This is a genomic window from Oleidesulfovibrio vietnamensis (assembly GCF_055388115.1).
Map to the genome: position 1 here is coordinate 3,106,768 of NZ_AP042419.1, position 23,567 is coordinate 3,130,334.

Below are 23,567 nucleotides of genomic sequence, written 5' to 3' on the forward strand. Positions count from 1 at the left end.
GGCCCATGACCACGCAAGAAGCAGCTGACCGCAGTAAGACCATGGAGTGGTACTCCGAGTGTCTTCAGCTCACGTTTCCCCCTGTGATGGTCAAACTGCTGCAGGCGCTTGCCCAGCCGGAGCCTGATTTTTCTGTCATCGCCGAGCTGCTGGCCATGGACCCGGTTCTTGCGGCCACCATTCTGGAACTGGTCAACTCACCCTACTACGGGCAGCGCAATCCCGTGTCCGACATGCAGCGGGCCGTAGTGGTACTCGGCTCGCGGGAAATTCTCAAAATAGCCCTGTCCATAGCCTACCAGCAGCGCGTGACCGGCGCACTGCACCGCAAACCAACCGAACTTTTTCCCGACTGGCGCATGGCACTGTGGAGCGCCATTGCCGCAGAAAAACTGTCGGCCCAGCTGGCACCCGGCGACGAGGCTCTGGCCTATCTTGCCGCACTGCTCAAAGATCTGGGAATTTTTATCAGACAGTGCACCCGCAGTTCAGACCCCGTGCTTGCCCGCCGCCGTTATCTGACGGAATATTCCCGCGCCCACGCCACATCCGAACAGGTCCACTGGGGCAAAGAGCATCAGGAGCTTTCCGCAGAACTGTTCAGCACATGGAACATGCCGCAACGCTTTGTCGACGCGGTGCGCCACCATCATGCCCCGACGCTTAACGGGCTGGACCCCTTCACGTTGTGCGTCGCGCTTGCCACCCGCTGGGCCGAACTGCTGCAGACCGGACAGGGCGATCATGCGGAACTCATCCGCCATGAAATGCTGATGGCCGGGCTGCTACAGCTTGACGGGCCGGGTATGGAAGCGCTGCGCGCCGACTGTGCCACCCGCTTCCGCGTTCTGCTCAGCTCTCTGGGCATAGAAGACGCCCCGCTTTCCGACAGACTCTACACCCAGACGCTTGAAGACATTCAGCGCTTTCATTTTCTGAGCACAGAACTGCAGCGCGCCGCCTCGTACGAAGAAGCCGTCAAAATGACCGGCAGACAGCTGCACTGGCTGTGGAACATGAAAAAATGGGAAGTGGCTCTGCGCGATCCTTCCGTAAACAGATATGTGCTTTTCCGTCCTGTGCCCGAACAGGGTGTGCAGCCCGTTGCCAGCAGTGCCGAGGTTGACGCCCTGCCGTGGAGCAGAGGCGGTGTGCGCCTGCCGCTGGCTGCCGAGGGTGACGTGTACGGCAGCATGAACGTGCCGCGCAGCAAAACCAGACTGCAGGAAGAAGGCAGCCTGGCCGTATACGCCAGATTTCTCTCAAAAGGGCTGGAAATATTCTATACGGAACAGAGCGGACTGCGCAGTAAAGCCCGTCTGCTTGATTCGCTGCCCAACATGGTGGCGCAGGTGGACGCCACAGGCATCATACGCGAAGCCAACACGGCCTTTCTTGCACTTGCCGGGCAGGACAGCGACCCGCGCGGGCATGCTTTAAGCGACGTGCTGCGCAATGCATACGGCATTGAGACCGAATCAGTATGGCGGCAGATCACGGCGGAAACACAAAACAATGCCGCAAACAAAATTTTTACATACTGCACCACGCAGGGAGCAGCCCGTACCTGCGCTCTGCTCAGCATCTTCCGCAACCTGCCTGAGCAGGGGGCATTTCTGGTACGTATCGAAGACATAACACAGGTTTCCGCACTGGAAGCCGAAGTGCTGGAACAAAATGACTTTCTGAGCAGTCTCATGGAGGCCATGCAGGAGGTTGTGTTCACCGTCGACGCCACCGGCAGAGTGCTGTGGACCAGCTCGGACATGCTGCTGCAGGCCGGTGCCATGCTGTTTGACATCGCCGCCGCCACAACGCCCGGTGCCGCGTGGGGGGCCGATCATCTGCCTGTGCAGCGGCAGGCGGACACTGCGGAACAGCAGACGGCACACCCGCAGGAAAAACAGACGCCCGTACCGGTGGAAGTCGCCATAAAACTGCCCGACGGCAGCAGCGCACTGTACGAGCTTTCAGTCTCGCCGCTCAAAACGCGGGCGGAAACAGCGCGCTGGATCATCGTGGGGCGCGATCTGACCAGCATCCGGCGCATGGAAGAAAAAATGCGCATGCAGGCAGTGTTTGACGGCCTCACAGGGCTTTTCAACCATACGCATTTTCACATGCTGCTCGACAGAGAAATAGCCCGCTGCCATCGCACACGGCATCCTCTGGCACTTATCTTCCTTGATCTGGACGGGTTCAAAGCCATCAACGACACGCAAGGGCACCGCGAAGGCGACAGAATACTGCGTCAGGTTTCCAACGCCCTGCGCTCCTGCATACGCAAAGGAACTGATTTTGCCTGCCGCTACGGCGGCGACGAATTTACCGTCATCGTGACGGAATTCAAAGAAGACGCGCTACCCGCCATGTCCGCCCGCATACTGGACGCCATTGAATCGGGCACATCAGGTGCTGTAAGCGCCAGTGTGGGGGTTGCCCTTCTGCAATCGCAGGATTCTGCGGAAAGTCTTGTCCAGCGGGCCGACACCGCAAGCTACGCCGCAAAAAAAGCCGGAGGACGGCAGGTTGCTCAAGCCCCCCTGCATCCCGGTTCCGCATGACAGAACACAGCGCCGCCCACCCCCCGCACGGGGCTGCGCCTCTTTTTTTGTCCGCAGGGCCGCTGTGCCCCGCGGCGCAACATTCTGTTTTTACCCTTTGCAAACGCCGCGTTTGCCATTAAGGAAAGCCCAACCCGACCACCGCAATACCGCAGGAGTCTTTCATGCTACGCCGCATTGAAGTTGGTCTGCGACCCCATGTCGCGGACACCGTGGGCCGCAAGGTCTGCAACAAAATTGCCGAATCTCTGGATATCACTCCCGAGTCCGTGCAGATAGTCAAAGTGTTCACCATTGACGGGCTTTCGGAGCAGCAGCTTGACGAAGTGCTGAAACAGGGAGCTCTGCACGACCCCGTTCTGCAGGAGGCATCTGCCGCCCCCGCCGCGGGCGATGCCGACTGGTATCTGGAAGTGGGCCTGCGCCCGGGCGTGACGGACAACGAAGGCCGCACCGCCCGCGAAACCATTGCCATTGTGCTGGGCATCAGCGACCGTCGCTCGGTCAACGTGTATGTGGCCAACCAGTACCGCATCAGCGGCGATCTTTCGCGCGATGATGTGGAACGCATAGGACGCGATCTGCTTGCCAACGAACTCATCCAGCGCTTTTCCGTCAAAAGCCGCGCCCAGTGGCAGGCCGAGCCGGGCTTTCCCGCCGCTGCCGCGCAGGTACTGGGACAGGCCTGCGACGAAGTGGCCTTTATCCCGCTGGACACCATGGACGACGCGGCCATGGCCGCTTTCAGCCGCGACAACACGCTGGCTCTCAGTCTGGAAGAAATGCACTGCATACGCGACCATTACGCGCAACCGGACGTAAAAGCCGCCCGCGAAAAAATGGGCCTGCCCGCACGTCCCACCGATGCCGAAGTGGAAGCGCTTGCCCAGACATGGTCCGAACACTGCAAGCACAAGATTTTCTCTGCACGCATCCGGTACCGCAACGAAGAAACCGGCACCGGCGAGACCATCAACAGCCTGTACAAAACCTGTATTCAGGGTTCCACAAGCCTGCTGCGCAAACGCATGGGCAAAAAAGACTTCTGCCTTTCCGTTTTCAAGGACAACGCAGGTGTCATATCCTTTACGGACACGCACAGCGTCTGCATAAAGGTGGAAACCCACAACTCGCCCTCGGCGCTTGACCCCTACGGCGGAGCGCTTACCGGCATTGTGGGCGTAAACCGCGACCCCATGGGCACCGGCATGGGCGCCAACATGGTGTGCAACACCGATGTGTTCTGTTTTGCCTCGCCCTTTTATGAAGAAAAACTGCCCCCCCGCCTGCTGCATCCGCGCCGCGTGCTTGAAGGCGTGCGCGAAGGTGTGGAGCACGGCGGCAACAAATCCGGTGTTCCCACGGTAAACGGCTCCATTGTGTTCCACGACAGGTACCTGGGAAAACCGCTGGTCTACTGCGGTACAGTGGGCATGATTCCGGCCACGGTGGCGGGCAGACCCGGTCACGAAAAAAAGGCTCTGCCGGGCGATATCGTGGTGATGGCCGGCGGACGCATAGGCAAGGACGGCATCCACGGCGCCACGTTCTCGTCCGAGGAACTGCACGAAGGCTCTCCCGCCACGGCAGTACAGATCGGTGACCCCATCACACAGCGCAAAACGTATGATTTCATCATGCGCGCACGGGACAAAGGCCTGTACAACGCCATTACAGACAACGGTGCCGGAGGGCTTTCCTCTTCCGTGGGCGAAATGGCCGAAGACACCGGCGGCTGCCGCATAGACGTTTCGCGCGCACCGCTCAAATATGACGGACTGCGCCCGTGGGAAATACTGCTTTCCGAAGCGCAGGAACGGATGACGCTGGCCGTACCGCCTGAAAAAATAGAAGAGTTTCTCGCCCTTGCACGCGAAATGGACGTTGAGGCCACAGCACTGGGCGAATTCACTGACTCCGGCTACTTTCATGTGACCTACGGCGAAAAGCCGGTGGCCTACCTTTCCATGGAGTTCCTGCATGACGGTGTTCCGCAGATGCAGCTTGACGCCGTGTGGGAACGCCCGCAGCTGCCGGCACCGGCCATAGACGTGGACGACGCCCATCAGGGCAGCCTGCTTAAAACAATGCTGGGACGGCTGAACATCTGCTCCAAAGAGTACGTCATCCGCCAGTACGACCACGAAGTAAAGGGCGGCAGCGTCGTCAAACCGCTGGTGGGCGTTCTGCGTGACGGCCCCGCCGATGCGGGCGTCATGCGCCCCCTGCTGGAAAACGAGGCAGGCATAGTGCTCTCGCACGGCATCTGCCCCAAATTCAGCGATATCGACACCTACTGGATGATGGCCAACGCCATTGACGAAGCGGTGCGCAACGCGGTTGCAGTGGGCGGCAACATTGATCATATGGCCGGTGTGGACAACTTCTGCTGGTGCGACCCCGTGCAGTCGGAAAAAACTCCCGACGGCCGGTACAAGCTGGCGCAGCTGGTACGCGCCAACAAAGCTCTGGCCCATTTCTGTCAGGCCTACGGCGTACCCTGCATATCCGGCAAAGATTCCATGAAAAATGACTACACCGGCGGCGGTACCAAAATATCCATTCCGCCCACGGTGCTGTTCTCCGTTCTGGGGGTCATCCCCGATGTGAACAAAACAGTCACTTCCGACTTCAAACAAGCCGGAGACGGCATATACCTGCTGGGTGTCACCCGCCGCGAACTGGGCGGATCGGAACTGGCAGACGAGCTGGGCATTCTTTCCGCCGATGTGCCGCATGTGGACGCCGTTCCGGCACTCCTGCGCTACCGCACGCTGTACAAAGCCATCGGTGCCGGACTTGTTTCCGGCTGCCACGACCTGTCCGACGGCGGTCTGGCTGTGGCTGTGGCCGAAATGGCTCTGGCAGGACGCACGGGCGCCGATGTCAACCTGAACGCAGTGGCTCTTGCAGGCAGCCTGAACAAGGCTGAAGTGCTCTACTCCGAATCGGCATCGCGCCTGCTGGTCACTGTGCCGGCAGCACAGCAGAACGCCTTTGAGCAGATGTTCAAAGGTCAGCACTGCACCCGTATCGGACAGGTGACCGCACACGATTCCCTGCGCGTGCTCTCCGGAGACTCCGTACTGCTTGCCGAACCTGTGGAAGAACTGGCGCGCAGCTTTAAAGGCACGCTGAACTTCTAGTATTCAGGCACCGCCGCGGTACCGCGGTGTTGCGTCTTTCCGGCGGCCGCCTTTTTGTACTCAACGGCAAAAAGGCGGCCGTCCTTTTTCGGGTGCACGGCAGTACGGTGCCTGCCGTGCGCACGCCCGCGGCTGCTGCGGTGCGGCTGCCGCAACACAACGCAACATCTTTTTCTTCTGGACAAAATTCACAGAGGACTTATCACTAAAAAGTCAGAAAGGGGCTTGAACTGATGTTCGGAAACGAGTACTGTTACAGGTAATGTCACGTATAGCCGGTAACGCGGGCCCGTGCTCCGCACCGGAATGTCCGCGTTGCCTGATGATCCTGAAGTACACGGTAATAAGCACCAAAATTAACGGGAGGCCCAAATGCCTAACATGCTCGAAATCTACAAGTGCAATCACTGCGGCAACATGGTTGAAGTTATGGCAGGCGGCGGCGCACCGCTGGTCTGCTGTGGCGAAGAAATGGAACTGCAGGTGGAAGGCACCGTTGACGCCGCCAAGGAAAAGCACGTCCCCGTCATCGAAAAGACCGCGAACGGCTTCCTTGTGAAAGTGGGCGCCGTCGAGCATCCCATGACAGACAAGCACTGGATTCAGTGGATAGAGCTGATTGCCGACGGCCGCAGCTACACCAAATTCCTGAACCCCGGCGAAACCCCCGAAGCCGAATTCTGTATCAAGGCTGACAAAGTGACCGCACGCGAGTACTGCAACCTGCACGGCCACTGGAAAACCGAACTGTAATACCACTCAACACGTGTAAAGGATGAGAACAATGCAGAAATACGTTTGCAACATCTGCGGCTACGAATACGACCCCGCCGAAGGCGACCCCGACAACGGCGTAGCTCCCGGCACCGCATGGGAAGATGTTCCTTCTGACTGGCTGTGCCCCGTGTGTGGCGCGCCCAAAAGCGAATTCGAACCTGCATAAGGTTCTTTTGCGCCCCTCCCGCATACGGCAGGAGGGGCGTTTTACGGCCTCCCGCATAGCAGAACGCCGCAGCGCCCTTGCCCGTGCTGCCTTTTTTTTTATGACGGCCTCAGGAAATTATGCAAGCTGCACGCATTATCAGCAGCAAAACACATACACAGGACGAAACAATGAAAGCACTGGAAATAAAAAAGGACGTGTTCTGGGTAGGCGCGGTGGATTACGACAGCCGCGACTTTCACGGATATTCGCTGTCGCCGCAGGGCACCACATACAATGCCTACGTGGTTAAAGACGAAAAAACTGTTCTTTTCGACAACGTGAAAGAAGGCTTTCTGCCCACCATGCTGTGCCGCCTGTCTCAGGTGACCGAGCTGGAAAAGATAGACTACATTGTCTGCAACCACCTTGAGCCCGACCATGCCGGCTGCCTGCCCGAACTCATCGAACGCTGCAAGCCCGAAAAAATTTACTGCTCGCCCATGGGCAAACGTTCCATGGAAGCGCACTTCGACACCACCGGCTGGCCCGTGGAAGTGGTCAAAACAGGCGATTCCATCAATATCGGCAAGCGTGACATCCAGTTCGTGGAAACCCGCATGCTGCACTGGCCTGATTCCATGGTGTCCTACATTCCGCAGGACAAGCTGCTCATCTGCAACGACGCCTTCGGCCAGAACATAGCCTGCACCGAACGGTTCGCCGATGAAATCGACCGTGCCCATCTGGCCCACGCCATGAAGGAATATTACCACAACATCGTGCTGCCTTTCTCGCCCATTGTCATCAAGACGCTGGACCTGCTGGCCGAACTGAAGCTGGACATAGACATGCTGGCCCCCGACCACGGTCTTATTTTCCGCGGCGAAGACGTGCAGTATGCACTGGACTCGTACCGCAGCTTTGCCCAGCAGAAGCCCCGCAAACGGGCTGTAATCGTATTTGACACCATGTGGCATTCCACCGAGAAAATGGCCCGCGCCATTGCCGACGGGCTGGAAGCCGAAGGAGTGCCTGCCCGCCTGATGTGGCTGAAGGCCAACCACCACAGCGCCGTGATGACAGAACTGGCAGACTGCGGCGCCGTGATTGTCGGCTCGCCCACCCACAACAACGGCATCATGCCCAACGTGGCAAAAATGCTCACCTACATGAAAGGTCTGCGTCCGCAGAACAAGGTGGCCGCAGCGTTCGGTTCGTTCGGCTGGTCCGGTGAATCCGTCAAAAACATCACCGGATGGCTGGAAGACATGGGCTTTGAAGTGCCCGCTGAAGGCGTGAAGTGCAAACATGTGCCCAAGCACGAAACGTATGAAGAATGCTACAATCTTGGCAAGGCAGTCGCTCAGGCGCTCAAAGCCAAGTGCGAAGCCTAGACCGGCCCTGACGCCCCTGCTCTGCAGGGGCGTTTTTCTTTACTTTTTTACCTCAAAGCCCCGCAGCCTCCGGTACCGCATCTGCAGGCCGTGCAGGCCGCCAGATAACAGAAGGCCCGGAGGCGGGGTCTCGTCTCTCAAACGCCGGCCCTTAGCCTGCCCGCACCGCCGGCGCCACCGCATCAGCGCATCACACGCACGTTCAGATCATGTGTCCGCCTGCACCCCGCTTGCGTGCAGGCTGCGCAGCCACTTTACCCCCGCGCACAGTTGGCGTACCATTGTCAGCAATCGCTGACTTCATACCGCCGCACCGGCCAAGGACCATACCCGTGACCGCCCCGCTCACCATACCGTGCGAAACCATCATGCAGTCCATTGCGGACGGTGTTTTCACGGTTGACCTTCAGTGGAACATCACTTTTTTCAATTCCGCAGCGGAATCCATAACCGGTATCCGCGCGCAGGAGGCCGTGGGCCGCAAATGCTGGGAAGTTCTGCGCTCCAGCCTGTGCGACGGGCAATGCGCGCTTGATGCCTGCATGCACCGCAATGTCAACGTGTCGGGCAAGTCCATTTTCATCGTCCGCAGCGACGGTACCCGTGTGCCCATATCCATCAGTGCCGCCCCGCTGCGCGACCCGCAGGGAGAACTTATCGGCGGGGTAGAAACATTCCGCGATCTTTCTGAAGTGACTCTGCTGCGCAAGGAAATGCAGAGCCAGTACGGCATTGAGGACATAGTAGGCAAAAGTCCGGCACTTTCGCGGATTTTTGCCATTCTGCCCCCCGTGGCACGCAGCGGCAGCAGCGTGCTGCTGACCGGAGAATCCGGCACCGGCAAAGAACTGTTCGCCCGCGCACTGCACAACCACAGCGAACGGGCACAGCAGCCCTTCATTGCGGTAAACTGCGCGGCACTGCCTCCGGCGTTGCTCGAATCTGAACTGTTCGGCTACAAAAAAGGCGCATTTACCGATGCGCGCAAGGACAAACCCGGCAGGCTGGCACTGGCACACGGCGGAACGCTTTTTCTGGATGAAATAGGAGACATGCCTCTGCCGCTGCAGGCAAAACTGCTGCGCGTGCTGCAGGAGAAAAAATTTGATCCTCTGGGGGGCATTGCACCGGAAGAAGCCGACGTTCGCATAATCGCCGCCACCAACAGCAATATGGAACAACTTGTTGAACAGGGCGGCTTCCGGCGTGACCTGTATTTCAGGCTGAATGTAGTGCGCATGGAACTGCCCGCCCTGCGTGAACGGCGCAGCGATATCCCCCTTCTGGCCGCCCATTTCGTGCAGCGGTTCAATACCCTGCAGAACAAACAGGTTCAGGGACTGTCCGAAGACGTTCTGGCCACACTCATGCGGCACGAATTTTCCGGCAACGTACGCGAGCTGGAAAACATTATCGAATACGCATTCATTCTCTGCTCCTCCGGATTCATCCAGATGGAGCACCTGCCTGATTACCTGCAGCACGGCACTGCGGCTTCGGGCGGTATCGGGCCTGACAGCGCGGCACACCCCGCCCCGCGTACCCCCGGCACGACAAGCTCGCTGCCCCCCGCTGCATCCGCTCCCGATAGTGTAAACGGCGCGCACCGGCATGCGGCCTTCCCGCCATCCGTCCCGCAGGAGGCGCTTACACCGCAGAACGCCGCTGACCGGACCATGTCCATGCGGGACATAAAAAAGCAGGCTGTGCTGCAGGCGCTGGCACGGCACGGAGGACGGCGCATGGCCGCCTGCCGCGACCTTGATATCAGCAAAGACACGCTGCGCCGCATTCTGAACCAGCCTGACAAGGCGTAAAACACGCCTGAAGCGCTCCGCATTGGGCGTATTATACGCCATCATAGGGCGCGTTTCACGCCCGAAAATCTGCTGCCGCCTCCCACACAACCACACAAGCTACTGTTATAAAACAACTATAACAAGTCGGCATCATTCCTGCCTAATACAGTGCAGGCGCCAGCACCTGCGGCAATGACGCTGCAGCCCTATGCGCCCGTACTGGTTATGATTGCACTCGCTGTATATGGCCCCCGTCTGGCCGCATTGTTCGAATCGGCACCCGAGTGTGCCCTGTTCCTCCCTCAAGGTGACATCTGCACTCCGGCCGGAATGCTTCCATTGCCCGCGCAGGACATGCTCCAACGTGCCTCCATTCTGGCCGGGGCAGATGTTACCCACCTGCTGTGCGGAGGCATATGCGGCTGTCACCGCAGGCAGCTTTCGCAGGCAGGCATCATCGTTGTGCCGTGGCTGTGCGGCGGCGTGCAGGACATCATACGCGCATGGATGCATGACAATCTAGGGCCGCACATCATGCCCGGCTGCCCGCGCATCCAGCAGCCGCGCTGCCGCGCCAGACAGGGGCAGACAAAACAAACCGTAAAAAGGAGCACCACATGATCATTGCCATCAGCGCTTCCGGACAGTCTCCGGAAAGCGGACTGGATCCCCGTTTCGGCAGAGCCGCAGGTTTTGTGCTGTTTAACAGCGAAACCGGACAGTTCAGCTACAAGGACAACACCCAGAATCTGAACGCCCCGCAGGGAGCAGGCATTCAGGCCGCCATGAACGTGGCCGATGCCGGAGCTTCGGCTGTCATCACCGGCCATGTGGGCCCCAAGGCATTTCAGGCTCTGCAGCAGGGCAACGTGGCGGTGTACCTGACCGACAGCCCCACCGTGCATGATGCTCTGGAGGCTTTCCGGCAGGGCATGCTCAGCCCCGCCGATCAGGCCGACAAACAGGGCCACTGGTAACCGGCGGTCGCACGGCCGCCGCAAGGAGGTCATCATGACAACCATCATTGACGCACGCGGCATGGGCCGCGGTATGGGCCGCAGAGGTCTGTACGCTCAGGACGGCATGCAGCAGGAAACAGCCGGCCCGTTGCAGCCCGGCTGCCGGGGTGCCGGCGGCACAGGATGCGGCATGGGATACGGCAGAGGGCGTTTTGCCGGCAACGGCCGCGGCGGCATGTGCCGCAACGGATACGGCAGGCAGAACCGTTCTGCACAGGGAAGCATGCAACGCCGCCAGCCGCCATTTGACGATGCAGGCTGAACCGGCACGACACCGGCGGACATCCGGAGCATGCCGCATGCCGGAATGAAACACACGGAACAGCCATGAAGCCGTTCTGCACACCAGACACAATACGGCCCCGCATTTCCGCCGGCGGGGCCATGACGAGGAAAAGTATGCATATCGCCATAGCCAGCGGCAAAGGCGGCACCGGCAAGACAACCCTTGCGGTCAATCTGGCCGTGCACGCCGCACGCAGCGGTCACCCCACGGTTCTGGCCGACTGCGATGTGGAAGAACCCAACGCTCACCTTTTCATGCCGGGCGAACCTGTGATGACACTGACGCATTCGCTGCCGGTACCCGCCGTGGACAAGGCCAAATGCCTTGGCGACAGCTGCCGCAAGTGTGTCGAAGAGTGCCGGTTCAAGGCTCTTACATGGATGAAGGGTGTCATGGCCTTTTCAGAACTGTGTCACGGTTGCGGGCTGTGCATGATGATATGCCCTTCCGGCGCCATTACGGAAACCACACGCCCCGTGGGCACCGTGGAAATACGCACACCGCAGCTGCCCGTACCCGCCGGTGCCTCCGCCGGTGCGGCCGCCCTTACGCTGGTTTCCGGCAGAATGAGAATTTCAGAAGCCATGGCACCGCCGCTCATACGCGAAGTAAAGCAGCAGGCCCACGCCGTTTCTGCCGGCACCCCCAACGGACTCACTTTCTGGGACAGCCCTCCCGGCACATCCTGCCCCATGATATCCACCGTGGAAAACGCCGACTACAGCGTGCTGGTGACCGAACCCACGCCTTTCGGACTGCACGACCTGCGCCTTGCGGTGGAAACGCTGCACACGCTCGGCAGACCCTTCGGCGTGGTCATAAACCGCGACGGCATGGGCGACGGCCGCGTGCGCGAATATCTGGACAGGCACCGCATTCCCCTGCTGGGCACCGTACCTCACTCGCCACAGGCGGCACAGGCTGTTTCTTCGGGCAGGCTGCTCATTGATGCCGTGGACGGCATGACAGGCTGCTTTGACAGACTGCTGCATACCGTGCTGCGGCATGCACACAACGCGGCGCAGCACGGACAGGAGAAGACCGCATGAAGGAAATAATAGTCATCAGCGGCAAGGGCGGCACGGGAAAAACATCCGTCACCGCGGCGCTGGCCGCCACCGGACCGGTCAAAGTACTGGCCGACTGCGATGTGGACGCCGCAGACCTGCATCTGATTCTGCAGCCCGAAGTGCGGCGCACTGTCGATTTTTATGCCGGACAGCTGGCTTCCGTTGACCCTCTGCTGTGCATCGGCTGCGGGTCGTGCGCCGACCACTGCCGCTTTGATGCCGTAACGGTGGCAGCCGACGGCAAATGGCAGATACGGCCCGAATTCTGCGAAGGCTGTGCGGTATGCCTGCACGTCTGCCCCGCGCAGGCGGTCACCATGAACGACCGCAAATGCGGGCAGTGGTTCGTTTCGGACACGCGGCACGGGGTCATGGTGCACGCGGCACTGGGTATCGGGCAGGAAAATTCCGGCAAACTGGTCACCACCGTACGCCGCGAATCCGCCGCCATGGCGCACAAGGAAGGCGCTCAGGTACTCCTGACCGACGGACCTCCCGGCATAGGATGTCCGGTCATTGCCTGCATGAGCAATGCCGACATGGCCCTGCTGGTGACGGAACCTTCTGTTTCGGCACTGCACGATCTGGAACGCGCGGTGCAGCTTGCGCGGCATTTTTCGCTTCCATGCGCCTGCGTGCTCAACAAAAGCGACGTGCACCGGCAAACGGCCGATGAGGTACGGGCTTTCTGTCTGGAACACAAAGTGCCCGTACTGGCCGAACTGCCCTACGACACCGCCGTGACGCAGGCGCAGCTGCAGGGCAGAAGCATAACCGAAACCGACCCCGACCGATGGCGGCCGGTGTTTGAAAATCTGTGGACAACCATGCTGGATATGCTTGAAAATCCGGCCCCCCGCGCAGAGACGCACATCCCCGTCATGCAGCGGGTGGCGGGCTAGACATCCGGCTTGCGTATTCATTACTCCAAGGAGAAACCCATGAGTGAATCTTGCGGTTGCTCCGCCGGTGGAAACTGCTCCTCCGGCGGATGCCATGAAAACAAATCGCCTGAAGATCTGAGGCTGGAAAGCTCGGTGTCGCGCATCCGCAACAAAGTTGTGGTCATGTCCGGCAAGGGCGGCGTGGGCAAAAGCACCATTGCCGCAAACATTGCCGTCTCGCTGGCTCTGGCCGGTCAGAAGGTGGGCCTGCTGGACGTGGACGTACACGGCCCCAGCATTCCGCGTCTGCTCGGTCTGGATAAAGCCGAAATTCGCATGGAAGAACGCTCGCTGCTGCCCGTGCCGTGGAACGCCAACCTGTCCGTCATGTCTGTGGGCTTCATGATTCCCGACCCGCAGCAGGCTGTCATCTGGCGCGGCCCCGTCAAAATGGGCTTCATCAAACAGATGCTTTCCGAAGTTGCGTGGGGCGATCTCGACTTTCTGGTTGTCGACTGCCCTCCCGGCACCGGCGACGAACCGCTGAGCGTACTGCAGCTGCTGGGCACCGACGCCCGCGCCGTTATTGTGACCACCCCGCAGGCGGTGGCCGTGGACGACGTGCGCCGCTCCATCGGCTTCTGCCGCGAGCTGGGCAACCCCATTGCCGGTGTTGTCGAAAATATGAGCGGCTTTGCCTGCCCGCAGTGCGACCATGTGGAACCGCTGTTCGGACAGGGGGGCGGCGAAGCGCTGGCAAAAGAAACCAATGTTCCGTTCCTGGGGGCTGTGCCTGCCACATCTCTTATGAGCCGCTGCGGCGACAAGGGTCTGGTATTTGTGCAGGCACAGCCCGAAAATCCCGTGGCCGAGGCCATAGGCCGCATTGTCAAACCGCTGCTGGCGCACGCGGGCACCCTGCATGAACGCGAAGGCGCAGTGCCGGCACCGCAGGCCGAAGGCACCGTAAAGGTGGCTCTGCCGCTGGCCAACGGCAGCCTGTGCCAGCATTTCGGCCACTGCGAACAGTTTGCCATTGTTACGGCTGACACCACGGCAAAAACCGTGCTGGGTACCGAAAACATCACCCCGCCCCCGCACGAACCGGGCGTACTGCCGCGTTTTCTTGCCGAACAGGGCGTCAACGTGGTGCTGGCCGGCGGCATGGGCGCCCGCGCCCAGTCACTGTTCACCGGACAGGGCATCAACGTGGTTACCGGCATCAGCGGCGGCTCGCCCCATGAGGTGGTCAGCGCATGGATGCAGGGCTCGCTGACTGCCGGAGCAAACACCTGCGACCATTAATCCCTTCTCTTCTGCCTGTTATCCTCTGATCATAAGTGGCCCTTGCGGCCACTTTTTTTATTAGCACTTTTCAGAAAACTTGTTATAACTACAAAAGTTATTCCTTTCTTTGTGCGGGAATATCCGGAATTTCTCCGAAAGAGCTTGCAACAGAAGCTATTTGCTAATAATAACTCATTTTAATAAAAGTTTGCCTGCTCTTCATGGAGCTGTTTTTTTCACCTTTAACCTTGGCGGCTGCGGCTTTACGCCACGACCCGCAAACCGCAAAGGGGGCTCGTATGGATGTCGTCCTGTTGTCACGGCTGCAATTTGCCATAGCCGTTTTTTTCCACTTCATTTTCGTGCCGCTTACTCTGGGCCTTTCCGTGATGCTTGCCATCATGGAAACCATGTACGTGCGCAGCGGCAATGAAGTGTACAAACGTATGGCCAAGTTCTGGGGCAAGCTGTTCATCATCAACTTTGCACTGGGAGTTGTCACCGGCATCACGCTGGAATTCCAGTTCGGCACCAACTGGTCGCGCTATTCCGAATATGTCGGCGACATTTTCGGTTCGCTGCTGGCCATCGAGGCGACCGTCGCTTTCTTCCTTGAATCCACCTTTCTTGCCGTATGGCACTTCGGGTGGGAAAAAGTATCCAAAAAAGTTCACCTGTTCGCCATCTGGGCCGTGGCCATTGCCAGCAACATATCCGCCCTGTGGATCATCCTTGCCAACGGCTGGATGCAGAACCCCGTGGGCTATGTGCTGCGCAACGGCCGTGCAGAACTGGACAGCTTCTACGAAGTGCTGACCAACGTATTTGCGTGGGGCCAGTACTTCCACACCATTTTCGCCTCGTGGATGCTTGCCGGTTTCTTTGTGCTGGGTGTTTCCGCATGGCACATCATGCGCAAGAACGAGCTTGATTTCTTTAACCGCTCCTTCCGGCTGGGCGCAGTGTTTGCCCTGCTGTTCGCCGTGCTGGTGGCTGTACAGGGCCACAACCACGGCAACACCGTGGCCAGACTGCAGCCGGCCAAACTGGCAGCCATGGAATCGCACTGGGAAACCAAGGCAGGCGCTCCCATGTACCTGCTGGTACTGCCCGATCAGGAAAACGAAAAGAACGCCATCGAAGCCTTTGGCATTCCCAATGTGCTCTCGCTGCTGGCATTCAATGATCCCAATGCCGAAGTGCTGGGGCTGAAGGAATTCCCCAAGGAAGACCGTCCGCCCGTGCTGCTGACCTTCCTTTCGTTCCGGCTTATGGTCGGTCTGGGTACACTGTTCCCCATTCTGGCCGGTCTTGCATGGCTGTGGCGCAACAAACTGGAACAGAAGACATGGCTGCTCAAAGCTCTCATCTACACCATTCCGCTGCCGTACATCACCATCATGGCAGGCTGGAACGTGGCAGAAGTGGGCCGCCAGCCGTGGATTGTCTACGGCATGATGCGCACATCAGACGCGGTGTCGCCGGTTCCTGCCGCTTCAGTGGCCACATCCGTCATCGCCATGGTGATCATCTATTCATTCCTCGGCATTCTCGACATTTATCTGTTGAAGAAATACGCCAGGAAAGGCCCCCAGCCCGCCTAGGCGGAAGGGATAACCTGAAGAACCAGTACACCAGAGGAATTAGAATATGTTGGAAACCACATGGTTTGTTATCTGGGGTGTTCTCTGGGCCATCTACTTCATGCTGGACGGGTTCGATCTCGGCATGGGTACGCTGCTGCCCTTTATCACAAAAAATGAAACTGAACGGCGCACCATCTACAATGCGGCCGGTCCTTTCTGGGACGGCAACGAAGTGTGGCTGATCACGGCCGGCGGGGTTACCTTCGCCGCATTTCCCAAAGCGTATGCGGTGATGTTCAGCGCGCTGTATGCCCCGCTGTTCGTTCTGCTTTTCGCACTTATCTTCCGCGCAGTCTCGTTTGAGTTCCGCAACAAGATAGATTCCGACGGCTGGCGCAAGGTATGGGACGTGTTCCAGTTCCTCGGCAGCGTCGTACCCGCCCTGCTGCTGGGCGTGGCCTTTGCCAACCTGTTCATGGGCATTCCCGTGGATGCGGACGGCGTGTACCACGGCACACTGTTCACGCTGCTTAATCCTTACGGACTGCTGGGCGGCGTGCTGTTTGTGCTTATGTTTGCCGTACACGGTGCACTGTGGCTGGCCATCAAGTCCACCGGCATGATTCATGACCGCGCCATCGCCGCCGCACGGGGTCTGTGGCCCTATCTGCTCATCGCTGCGGTGGCCTTTCTGGCCGCCACGGCCGTATACACCGACCTGTACAGCAACTACCTCAGCTTCCCGCCGCTGCTGGTGGTGCTTTTCCTCGCCGTGGGCATGATGCTCACCACCCGCTTCTTCATCCACGGAGAATCGGCCGGAATGGCATGGATATGCAGTTCTGTGACCATAGTGTGCGTGACGCTGTTCGGAGTGCTGGGCATGTACCCCGCACTCATTCCGTCCAGCCTTGATCCGGCTTACAGCGTGACCATAGCCAATGCGGCATCCAGTCCGCTGACGCTCAAGATCATGCTGGGTGTTTCGCTGACCTGTGTACCTGTGGTCATAGGCTATCAGGCATGGGTGTTCTCGGTGTTCTCTTTCAAGATCACCGACAAGGATCTGGAATCGCCCCACGCCTACTAGTCCGGCACCTTTAAACAACAGAACGCCCCGCACCGCGGGGCGTTTTTTTTATGCCCGCATGCACCCGATACAGAAAAGCACGCAGGCATACCGGACAGCACAGGAACTGCCGGAAAACAAACGCCAGCCGGGCAGAAAAGCTGCTCCGGCAGTAACGCGCATCAGCCCGCGGTGCGCCATCCGCCGGAGCATAAAGCCCGTGCGGGAATGGAGGCCGTCAGCGCAGCCCGTTTTCGGGCGGCGGCACATCGCCGTTTTCCGCCGAAGCGCTGCGCGGAGGAAAGCGCATGATGAACCGCGCCCCGCCGCCGTGAACATTTTCCGCCGCGGCAGTTCCGCCGTGCAGCATCATGCAGCGTTTCACCTTGCACAGGCCCATTCCCACTCCGTCGCTGCGCGAGGTGAAAAACGGATCAAACACATACGGCAGCGAGTCCCGCCCCATCCCCCTGCCGTTGTCCTGCATGACCAGCCGCGTCCATCCGTCTTCGTGGCTTACGGACACCGTCACCTTGAGCGCCCTGTCCGTGTGCGCAAACCGGCGGGCGTTGTCATACAGCTCGTCCAGCAGCAGGCGCACAAGATCGGGATACACAACGCCCATGCCTGTACAGGCATGCAGCACAATGTCCGCCTCGTCCGCTTCTGCCAGCCTGTCCGCCGCCCAGCCATGCAGCAGGGCATGCCAGTCGACGCGGTGCAACACTCCGGCGGAGATTGCCGCAAAAGAGGAAACTTCCGCCACCATGGCTTCCAGCCGCAGAGTTTCTTCCCGGATGACATCCAGCATTCTGCCCAGTGCAGGCTCGCCGGAATGCTGACGGATGAGCATACCCGCAACGCCCCCTATAACCGTGGCCGGATTGCGCACCTGATGCGCCACAGCCTGAGCCAGCAGGCGCAGGGCTTCCTCGCGCTCGCGCTCCAGCCGCAGCTTTTCCCGATAAATGCGCCGTTCGGCATCATGCATGCGCGCAAGTTCGGTCATATCCTGAAAAAGCAGGACAATACCGGCAACACTATCCTGTTGTCTGATGAAACAGGAAAGCACTCCAAGCTCGCGGCGACTGCCCGCCGGATCGACAAACGGCACAGACCGGCTGAGAAATTCCAGTTCATTGTGCACCACGTCCACTATGACCTGATTGAATTCCAGATTATTGCCCTCCGCCATGAACACTTCCGCCCAGCCGCGGCCCTGCAGTTCATGCGGTGCGATGCCCAGCATGGCGGAAAGCGCCGGATTGGTGCGGGCTATGTTTCCGTCACAGTCCAGAATCATCAGGCCCACGGGCATACGTGTCAGAATGGTCTCCACAAAAAGCGGGTTGGCAGGCAGCACGGGAATCCTCCTTCCTTTTCGGCACCCCGGTCTGTGACCGTGACACCAGCATATCACAGCGCCACAGCACAATACAGACCGCAAGCGGCAAAAGAAGGCCCGCGGCAATGTTGCCGCGGGCCCTGATATGTGCAGTGCCGGACCGCCGTCTGCCGGCGGCATACCACATCAGCGTCCCGTCAGTTCAAGACGTCCGTCGATGAGGTCGGTGATGACACCGGGATCCGAAAGCGTGGAAGTATCGCCGAATTCACTGGTTTCACCGGAAGCGATCTTGCGCAGGATACGCCGCATGATCTTGCCGCTGCGCGTTTTGGGCAGCCCGTCGGCAAACTGAATGACCTCCGGCGTGGCGATGGGACCTATTTCCTTGCGCACCCATGTACGCAGTTCGGCGCGCAGTTCTTCAGACTCATCCTCGTCAGCCGCAAGAGTGACATAGGCATAGATGCTTTCGCCCTTCACAGCATGCGGCATGCCCACCACAGCTGCCTCCGCCACGGCGGGATGCGCCACAAGAGCGGACTCGACCTCTGCCGTTCCCATACGGTGACCGGACACATTGACCACGTCATCAAGGCGCCCCATGACCCATATGTAGCCATCTTCATCAACCCGTGCACCGTCGCCGGATTCATACATGCCTGCAAAACGCTCGAAATATGTCTGTCTGAAGCGTTCCGGATCGCCGTACACGCCGCGCAGCATGCCGGGCCACGGTCTGCGGACAACCAGATAACCGCCCTGATTGGCTTCCACGGCATTGCCTTCGGCATCCACCACCGCGGCGTCAATGCCCGGCAGGGGAAACGTGGCAGACCCCGGTTTGAGCGGCGTGGCGTAAGGCAGAGCGGAAATCATGATGCCGCCCGTCTCTGTCTGCCACCAGGTATCCACAATGGGCAGTTTTCCGCCGCCGATATAGTTGTGGTACCACATCCATGCCTCGGGGTTGATGGGCTCGCCCACCGAGCCGAGCACACGCAGCGATGAAAGATCATGCTTCTGTGTCCACTCCACGCCTTCCCGCATGAGCGAACGCACAACTGTAGGAGCGGTATAAAAAATATTGACGCGGAATTTCTGCACGATACGCCAGAAACGGTCCGGTGACGGCCATGTGGGTACGCCTTCGAACATCAGCGACGTGCCGCCCAGCGCCAGCGGCCCGTACACAATGTAGGAATGTCCGGTAATCCAGCCGGCGTCCGCCGTGCACCAGTAAACATCGTCATCCTGCAGGTCGAACACCCACTGCGTGGTGTGGGCGGCATAGGTCAGATACCCGCCGGTGGTGTGCACAACCCCCTTGGGCCGTCCCGTGGAACCGCTGGTGTACAGAATGAACAGCGGGTCTTCCGATTCCATCTCTTCACAGGGACACACGGCATCCAGTTCGGGGTCGGCAGCCAGTTCGTCCCACCACAGGTCGCGGCCTGCCTCCATGGGAATATCAACACCCGCACGGCGTACCACAATGCATTTTTCCACGCTGGGACATTGGCGCAGGGCTTCGTCCACATTGTTTTTCAGCGGAATACGACGTCCGGCACGCAGCACGGCATCGGCCGTAACCAGCACTTTCGCCTCGCAGTCCTGAATGCGGTTCTGCAGACTGACGGCCGAAAACCCGGCAAACACCACAGAATGCACTGCCCCGATACGCGTACAGGCCAGCATGGCAAAGGCCAGTTCGGGAATCATGGGCATATACAGCGACACCCTGTCGCCCTTTTTAACCCCCAGAGAACGCAGCACCGCTGCAAAACGGCATACTTCATCGTGCAGCATCTGATACGTGTACACACGCACGTCCTCTTCCGGCTCGCCCTGCCAGATGATTGCCGCCTTGTTGCGTCTGCCGCGTGTCAGGTGCCTGTCAATGCAGTTGTATGCCACATTGAGCCTGCCGCCGGAAAACCACCGGATGTCCGCCTGCTGCATGTCGGCGTCCAACACCGAATCAAACGGCCGGAACCAGTCCAGCAGCTTCACCGCTCTTTCGGCCCAGAAGCCTTCGGGATCTTCGTCGGCCCTGCTGCACAGTTCGCGGTACTGTTCCATGCTGCGTACGTGCGCGTTGTCGCGTCGGGCAAAAGGCGGTTCGAACACTCTTTTTTCATCCAGCATGCTTTCAATATTGGTCTGGCTCATACGGGTCTCCTTCTGCCTGACTATGTATTCGGGGTTTTTCTTACGGCAAAAAAAACATACCGCTGGCTCAACGTATACACCGCCTGTGCTTGTGTGCGAAGACTGACAGACCCTCTTTTCGGTGAACGGTCGATTACGCCCGTTCAAATTGACTTTATGCCTTTCACCGTGAAAATATGGCCCGTGAATGGTCCTTACGCCGCAGCCGGCGGCGCAACCTTCTACGCACGCGGGGTGAGATGTGAATTCTTCCGTTCTGGAGCAGATGTTCAAGCCCACATCCATTGCTGTCATCGGCGCCACAGACACTCCCGGACAGCCCGGCCGCATTGTCATGGAAAACCTGCTCAAAGGGGCTTTTCTGGGACCGGTGCTGCCTGTCAATGAAACCCGCGAGCCGGTCATGGGGCTGGAAAGCTACAGCGAAATAGACACGCTGCCCATCACCCCCGATCTGGCCATCATCTGCACAGACGCAGACAGCACGCCTTTTTATCTTGCGGAGCTCGGCAAACGCGGCACACAGGCTGCCGTACTGCTTTCGCACGGGTATTTCCGTTTCGACAGAGACAGACGCGAGGTGCAGCGCGCCACCGTCATGGATATTGCGCAGGCTCACGGCATGCGCATTCTGGGCCCCAACTGTCTGGGCTTCATCAACCCTTCCGTAGGCGTCAACGCCAGTCTGGCCCACCGCGAAGCGCTGCCCGGCAGAATAGCTTTTGTCTCGCAATCCGATTCTCTGTTCACCTCGGTGCTGGACTGGGCGACCTCGAAAGGCGTCGGTTTTTCACATTTCATTTCACTGGGAGACAGGTACGACATCAACTTCGCGGATATTCTCGACTACCTGAACAACGATCCCGGCACCCGTGCCGTTCTGCTGTATCTTGAAACCATATCGGGAGCGCGCCGTTTCATGTCCGCCGCCAGAGCGCTGGCCCGCAACAAGCCCGTGCTGGTGATGAAGTCGGGCAAATCGGAAGCGTCAGCCACTGCGGCCGCCGCACATTCCGGCATGCCTCCCGGCTCGGACGATGTATACGACACCGCTTTCCGCCGAGCGGGCATGCTGCGCGTGTTCGACATCGACAGCCTGTTTGACACCGTGGAGACACTGGCCCGTGCGGCACCGCTGAAAGGTGACAGGCTGGCCATACTGACCAACGGGGGCGGGCCCGGATTTCTGGCCACCGACGCACTGCTGGCCGGCGGAGGGCGTCTGGCGGAACTGAGCGAAGAAACCTGCCAGACACTGGACAACGAACTGAAAGGTGACTGGTCGTACTGGAACCCGCTGGTCATCAAAAGCGGCGCCGACGCCGACATGTACGCCCGCACCCTTAAAGTGCTGCTGGATGACAAAAGTCTGGATGCAGTGCTGGTCATGCACGTGCCAAGCATTTACGCCGACAGCGGACAGGTGGCCGAAGGCGTTGTGCGCGCGTGCCGCAGAACCAAAAAAGCCGTGCTCACCAGCTGGCTGGGAATAGATGATGCAGCAGGGGCCCGCAGCACCTTCCGCAAGGCGGGGCTGCCTTCGTTTTTCACGCCCGACAACGCCGTGCGTGCGTTTCTCAATCTGGTACAGTACCGCCGCAACCAGGACCTGCTTGTGGAAGCGCCTCCTTCTCTGCCCGACACATTCCAGCCTGACGTTTCACGCGCGCGTCTGGTGGTCAACGAAGCTCTGGACCAGCAGCGTCAGGTACTGACAGTAGCCGAAACTACCGGCATTCTGAAAGCGTATGGCATAAACATACCGGAAACACGCACCGTGCCCGACGTACACGCCGCAGTGCGTGCCGCGGAAGAGATGGGCTATCCCGTTGCGCTCAAGGTGGAATCGCCGGACATCCGCCGCAAGACACTGGCCGGCGGCGTTGCGCTTGATCTGGAGTCCGACGGTGATGTGCTGGAGGCTGCTTCGGCCATGATGCAGCGGCTGAAAACCCAGATGCCCGCCGCACGCATCACCGGCTACACGGTGCAGCGCATGTGCCGCAGGGCCACCGCCCTTGAGCTGATGGTCGAAACCGCCACCGACCCCGTATTCGGACCGGTGGTCCGCTTCGGTCAGGGCGGCGCAGGCGCCGATCTGGCACAGGATGTCAGCACCGCGCTGCCGCCGCTCAACATGAATCTGGCACGCGAGGCGGTTTCGCGCACCAGAGTGGCCGCCCGTCTGCACGATGCCGCCGGCCGTCCGCTTGTCGATGTTGATGCCGTGCACCTTGTACTGGTCAAGGTTTCGCAGCTCATCATCGACATACCCGAAATATTTGAAATGGAAATCAACCCGCTGTTTGCAGATGAAGACGGCGTGGTGGCGCTGGATGCGCATGTGCGCATAGCCTGGTCTACCGCCACAGGCACCGAACAGCTGGCCATCCGCCCTTACCCCCGCGAACTGGAGGAATGTGCCCGTCTCAAGGACGGCTCGGTGGTCGACCTGCGGCCCATCCGGCCGGAAGATGAACCTGACCACTGGGAATTCATTGAACATATGAGCCCGCAGGACAGAAGATTCCGCTTTTTCGGTAACGTGGGCACCCTGCCCCGTTCCGAAATGGTCAAGCTGACACAGATAGACTACGACCGTGAAATGGCATTCATTGCCAGAGGACAGGCGCCGGAAGGCGGACTGAAAACTCTGGGAGTGGCCCGTGCCATGATAGCCCCCGACAACTCCCGCGCCGAATTCGCAGTGGCCGTACGTTCCGACCTGAAGCGCGCCGGGCTGGGCAGGCTGCTGATGGATAAAATCATCCGCTATCTGCACAGCCGGGGCACAGGCCGCATAGTGGGCGAAGCGCTGGCGGACAACAAAGGCATGACGGAACTGGCACGGGCTCTCGGTTTTACCGTCACCAAAGACTTTGATGAAGACATCTACCACTTTGACATGGCGCTGGACGGCACACGCCTTACTCCGCGCGACGCAGCCCCGGACACATCCGCCGACAGCACCTGCTGACCGCATACTCTTTCCGCGGCTCCGGCGGCCATGCGGCAGGACAA

17 protein-coding genes are annotated in these 23,567 nt (G+C 59.6%); 15 read left to right on the top strand and 2 right to left on the bottom strand.

Going from position 1 to position 23,567, the window contains the following annotated elements:
- Positions 1–5: 5 nt before the first annotated feature.
- The 14 genes from ACZ5D1_RS13970 to cydB all read left to right on the top strand — a co-directional run bounded on the left by ACZ5D1_RS13970 (position 6) and on the right by cydB (position 17,050).
- The gene (locus ACZ5D1_RS13970; RefSeq protein WP_011368938.1) at positions 6–2,564 is read left to right on the top strand and encodes an HDOD domain-containing protein; all 2,559 of its coding nucleotides are present in this window, start codon (positions 6–8) and stop codon (positions 2,562–2,564) included.
- 164 nt (positions 2,565–2,728) lie between these two features.
- A complete protein-coding gene (locus ACZ5D1_RS13975) occupies positions 2,729–5,710 on the top strand; it encodes an AIR synthase-related protein (protein ID WP_464555192.1) in 2,982 nt (993 codons plus the stop codon).
- A 372-nt stretch (positions 5,711–6,082) separates the two neighbouring features.
- A complete protein-coding gene (locus tag ACZ5D1_RS13980; RefSeq protein WP_011368940.1) occupies positions 6,083–6,463 on the top strand; it encodes a desulfoferrodoxin in 381 nt (126 codons plus the stop codon).
- A gap of 31 nt (positions 6,464–6,494) precedes the next feature.
- Positions 6,495–6,653 carry a rubredoxin gene (gene rd, locus ACZ5D1_RS13985; protein WP_011368941.1) on the top strand — a complete coding sequence of 53 codons (159 nt, stop codon included), beginning with the start codon at positions 6,495–6,497 and terminating at the stop codon, positions 6,651–6,653.
- 170 nt (positions 6,654–6,823) lie between these two features.
- Positions 6,824–8,029: an FprA family A-type flavoprotein gene (locus ACZ5D1_RS13990; RefSeq protein WP_011368942.1), complete on the top strand. Its 1,206-nt coding sequence runs from the start codon at positions 6,824–6,826 to the stop codon at positions 8,027–8,029.
- Between the two features lie 332 nt (positions 8,030–8,361).
- Positions 8,362–9,846 carry a sigma-54 interaction domain-containing protein gene (locus tag ACZ5D1_RS13995; protein ID WP_464555200.1) on the top strand — a complete coding sequence of 495 codons (1,485 nt, stop codon included), beginning with the start codon at positions 8,362–8,364 and terminating at the stop codon, positions 9,844–9,846.
- A 336-nt stretch (positions 9,847–10,182) separates the two neighbouring features.
- Positions 10,183–10,449 carry a NifB/NifX family molybdenum-iron cluster-binding protein gene (locus ACZ5D1_RS14000; RefSeq protein ID WP_155891402.1) on the top strand — a complete coding sequence of 89 codons (267 nt, stop codon included), beginning with the start codon at positions 10,183–10,185 and terminating at the stop codon, positions 10,447–10,449.
- Positions 10,446–10,805 carry a NifB/NifX family molybdenum-iron cluster-binding protein gene (locus ACZ5D1_RS14005; protein WP_273192381.1) on the top strand — a complete coding sequence of 120 codons (360 nt, stop codon included), beginning with the start codon at positions 10,446–10,448 and terminating at the stop codon, positions 10,803–10,805. The genes ACZ5D1_RS14000 and ACZ5D1_RS14005 overlap by 4 nt, the downstream gene beginning before the upstream one ends.
- A 34-nt stretch (positions 10,806–10,839) precedes the next feature.
- Entirely contained in the window at positions 10,840–11,109 is a 270-nt protein-coding gene (locus tag ACZ5D1_RS14010) for a hypothetical protein (RefSeq protein WP_273192379.1), read from the top strand.
- A gap of 122 nt (positions 11,110–11,231) precedes the next feature.
- On the top strand, positions 11,232–12,182 hold the full coding sequence (locus ACZ5D1_RS14015) for a nucleotide-binding protein (protein WP_234702968.1): 951 nt from the start codon (positions 11,232–11,234) through the stop codon (positions 12,180–12,182).
- Positions 12,179–13,105 (top strand): ATP-binding protein, encoded by a 927-nt coding sequence (locus ACZ5D1_RS14020; RefSeq protein WP_011368948.1) that lies wholly within the window; start codon positions 12,179–12,181, stop codon positions 13,103–13,105. Before ACZ5D1_RS14015 ends, ACZ5D1_RS14020 begins: the two co-directional genes overlap by 4 nt.
- Positions 13,106–13,144: 39 nt before the next feature.
- On the top strand, positions 13,145–14,392 hold the full coding sequence (locus ACZ5D1_RS14025) for an iron-sulfur cluster carrier protein MrpORP (protein WP_011368949.1): 1,248 nt from the start codon (positions 13,145–13,147) through the stop codon (positions 14,390–14,392).
- 281 nt (positions 14,393–14,673) lie between these two features.
- A complete protein-coding gene (locus ACZ5D1_RS14030; protein ID WP_011368950.1) occupies positions 14,674–15,978 on the top strand; it encodes a cytochrome ubiquinol oxidase subunit I in 1,305 nt (434 codons plus the stop codon).
- A gap of 46 nt (positions 15,979–16,024) precedes the next feature.
- Positions 16,025–17,050: a cytochrome d ubiquinol oxidase subunit II gene (gene cydB / locus ACZ5D1_RS14035; protein ID WP_464555207.1), complete on the top strand. Its 1,026-nt coding sequence runs from the start codon at positions 16,025–16,027 to the stop codon at positions 17,048–17,050.
- A gap of 217 nt (positions 17,051–17,267) precedes the next feature.
- Here cydB and ACZ5D1_RS14040 read toward each other — a convergent pair whose 3' ends face one another.
- A complete protein-coding gene (locus ACZ5D1_RS14040; RefSeq protein WP_464555208.1) occupies positions 17,268–18,392 on the bottom strand; it encodes a sensor histidine kinase in 1,125 nt (374 codons plus the stop codon).
- 168 nt (positions 18,393–18,560) lie between these two features.
- Complete coding sequence (acs, locus tag ACZ5D1_RS14045; RefSeq protein ID WP_464555210.1) at positions 18,561–20,546, bottom strand: acetate--CoA ligase; 1,986 nt, start codon at positions 20,544–20,546, stop codon at positions 18,561–18,563.
- A gap of 241 nt (positions 20,547–20,787) precedes the next feature.
- On the opposite strand from acs, the gene ACZ5D1_RS14050 reads away from it, so the two are divergent.
- Positions 20,788–23,523, top strand: a complete 2,736-nt coding sequence (locus tag ACZ5D1_RS14050) for a bifunctional acetate--CoA ligase family protein/GNAT family N-acetyltransferase (RefSeq protein ID WP_027182335.1) — start codon at positions 20,788–20,790, stop codon at positions 23,521–23,523.
- The last annotated feature ends 44 nt before the right edge of the window (positions 23,524–23,567 follow it).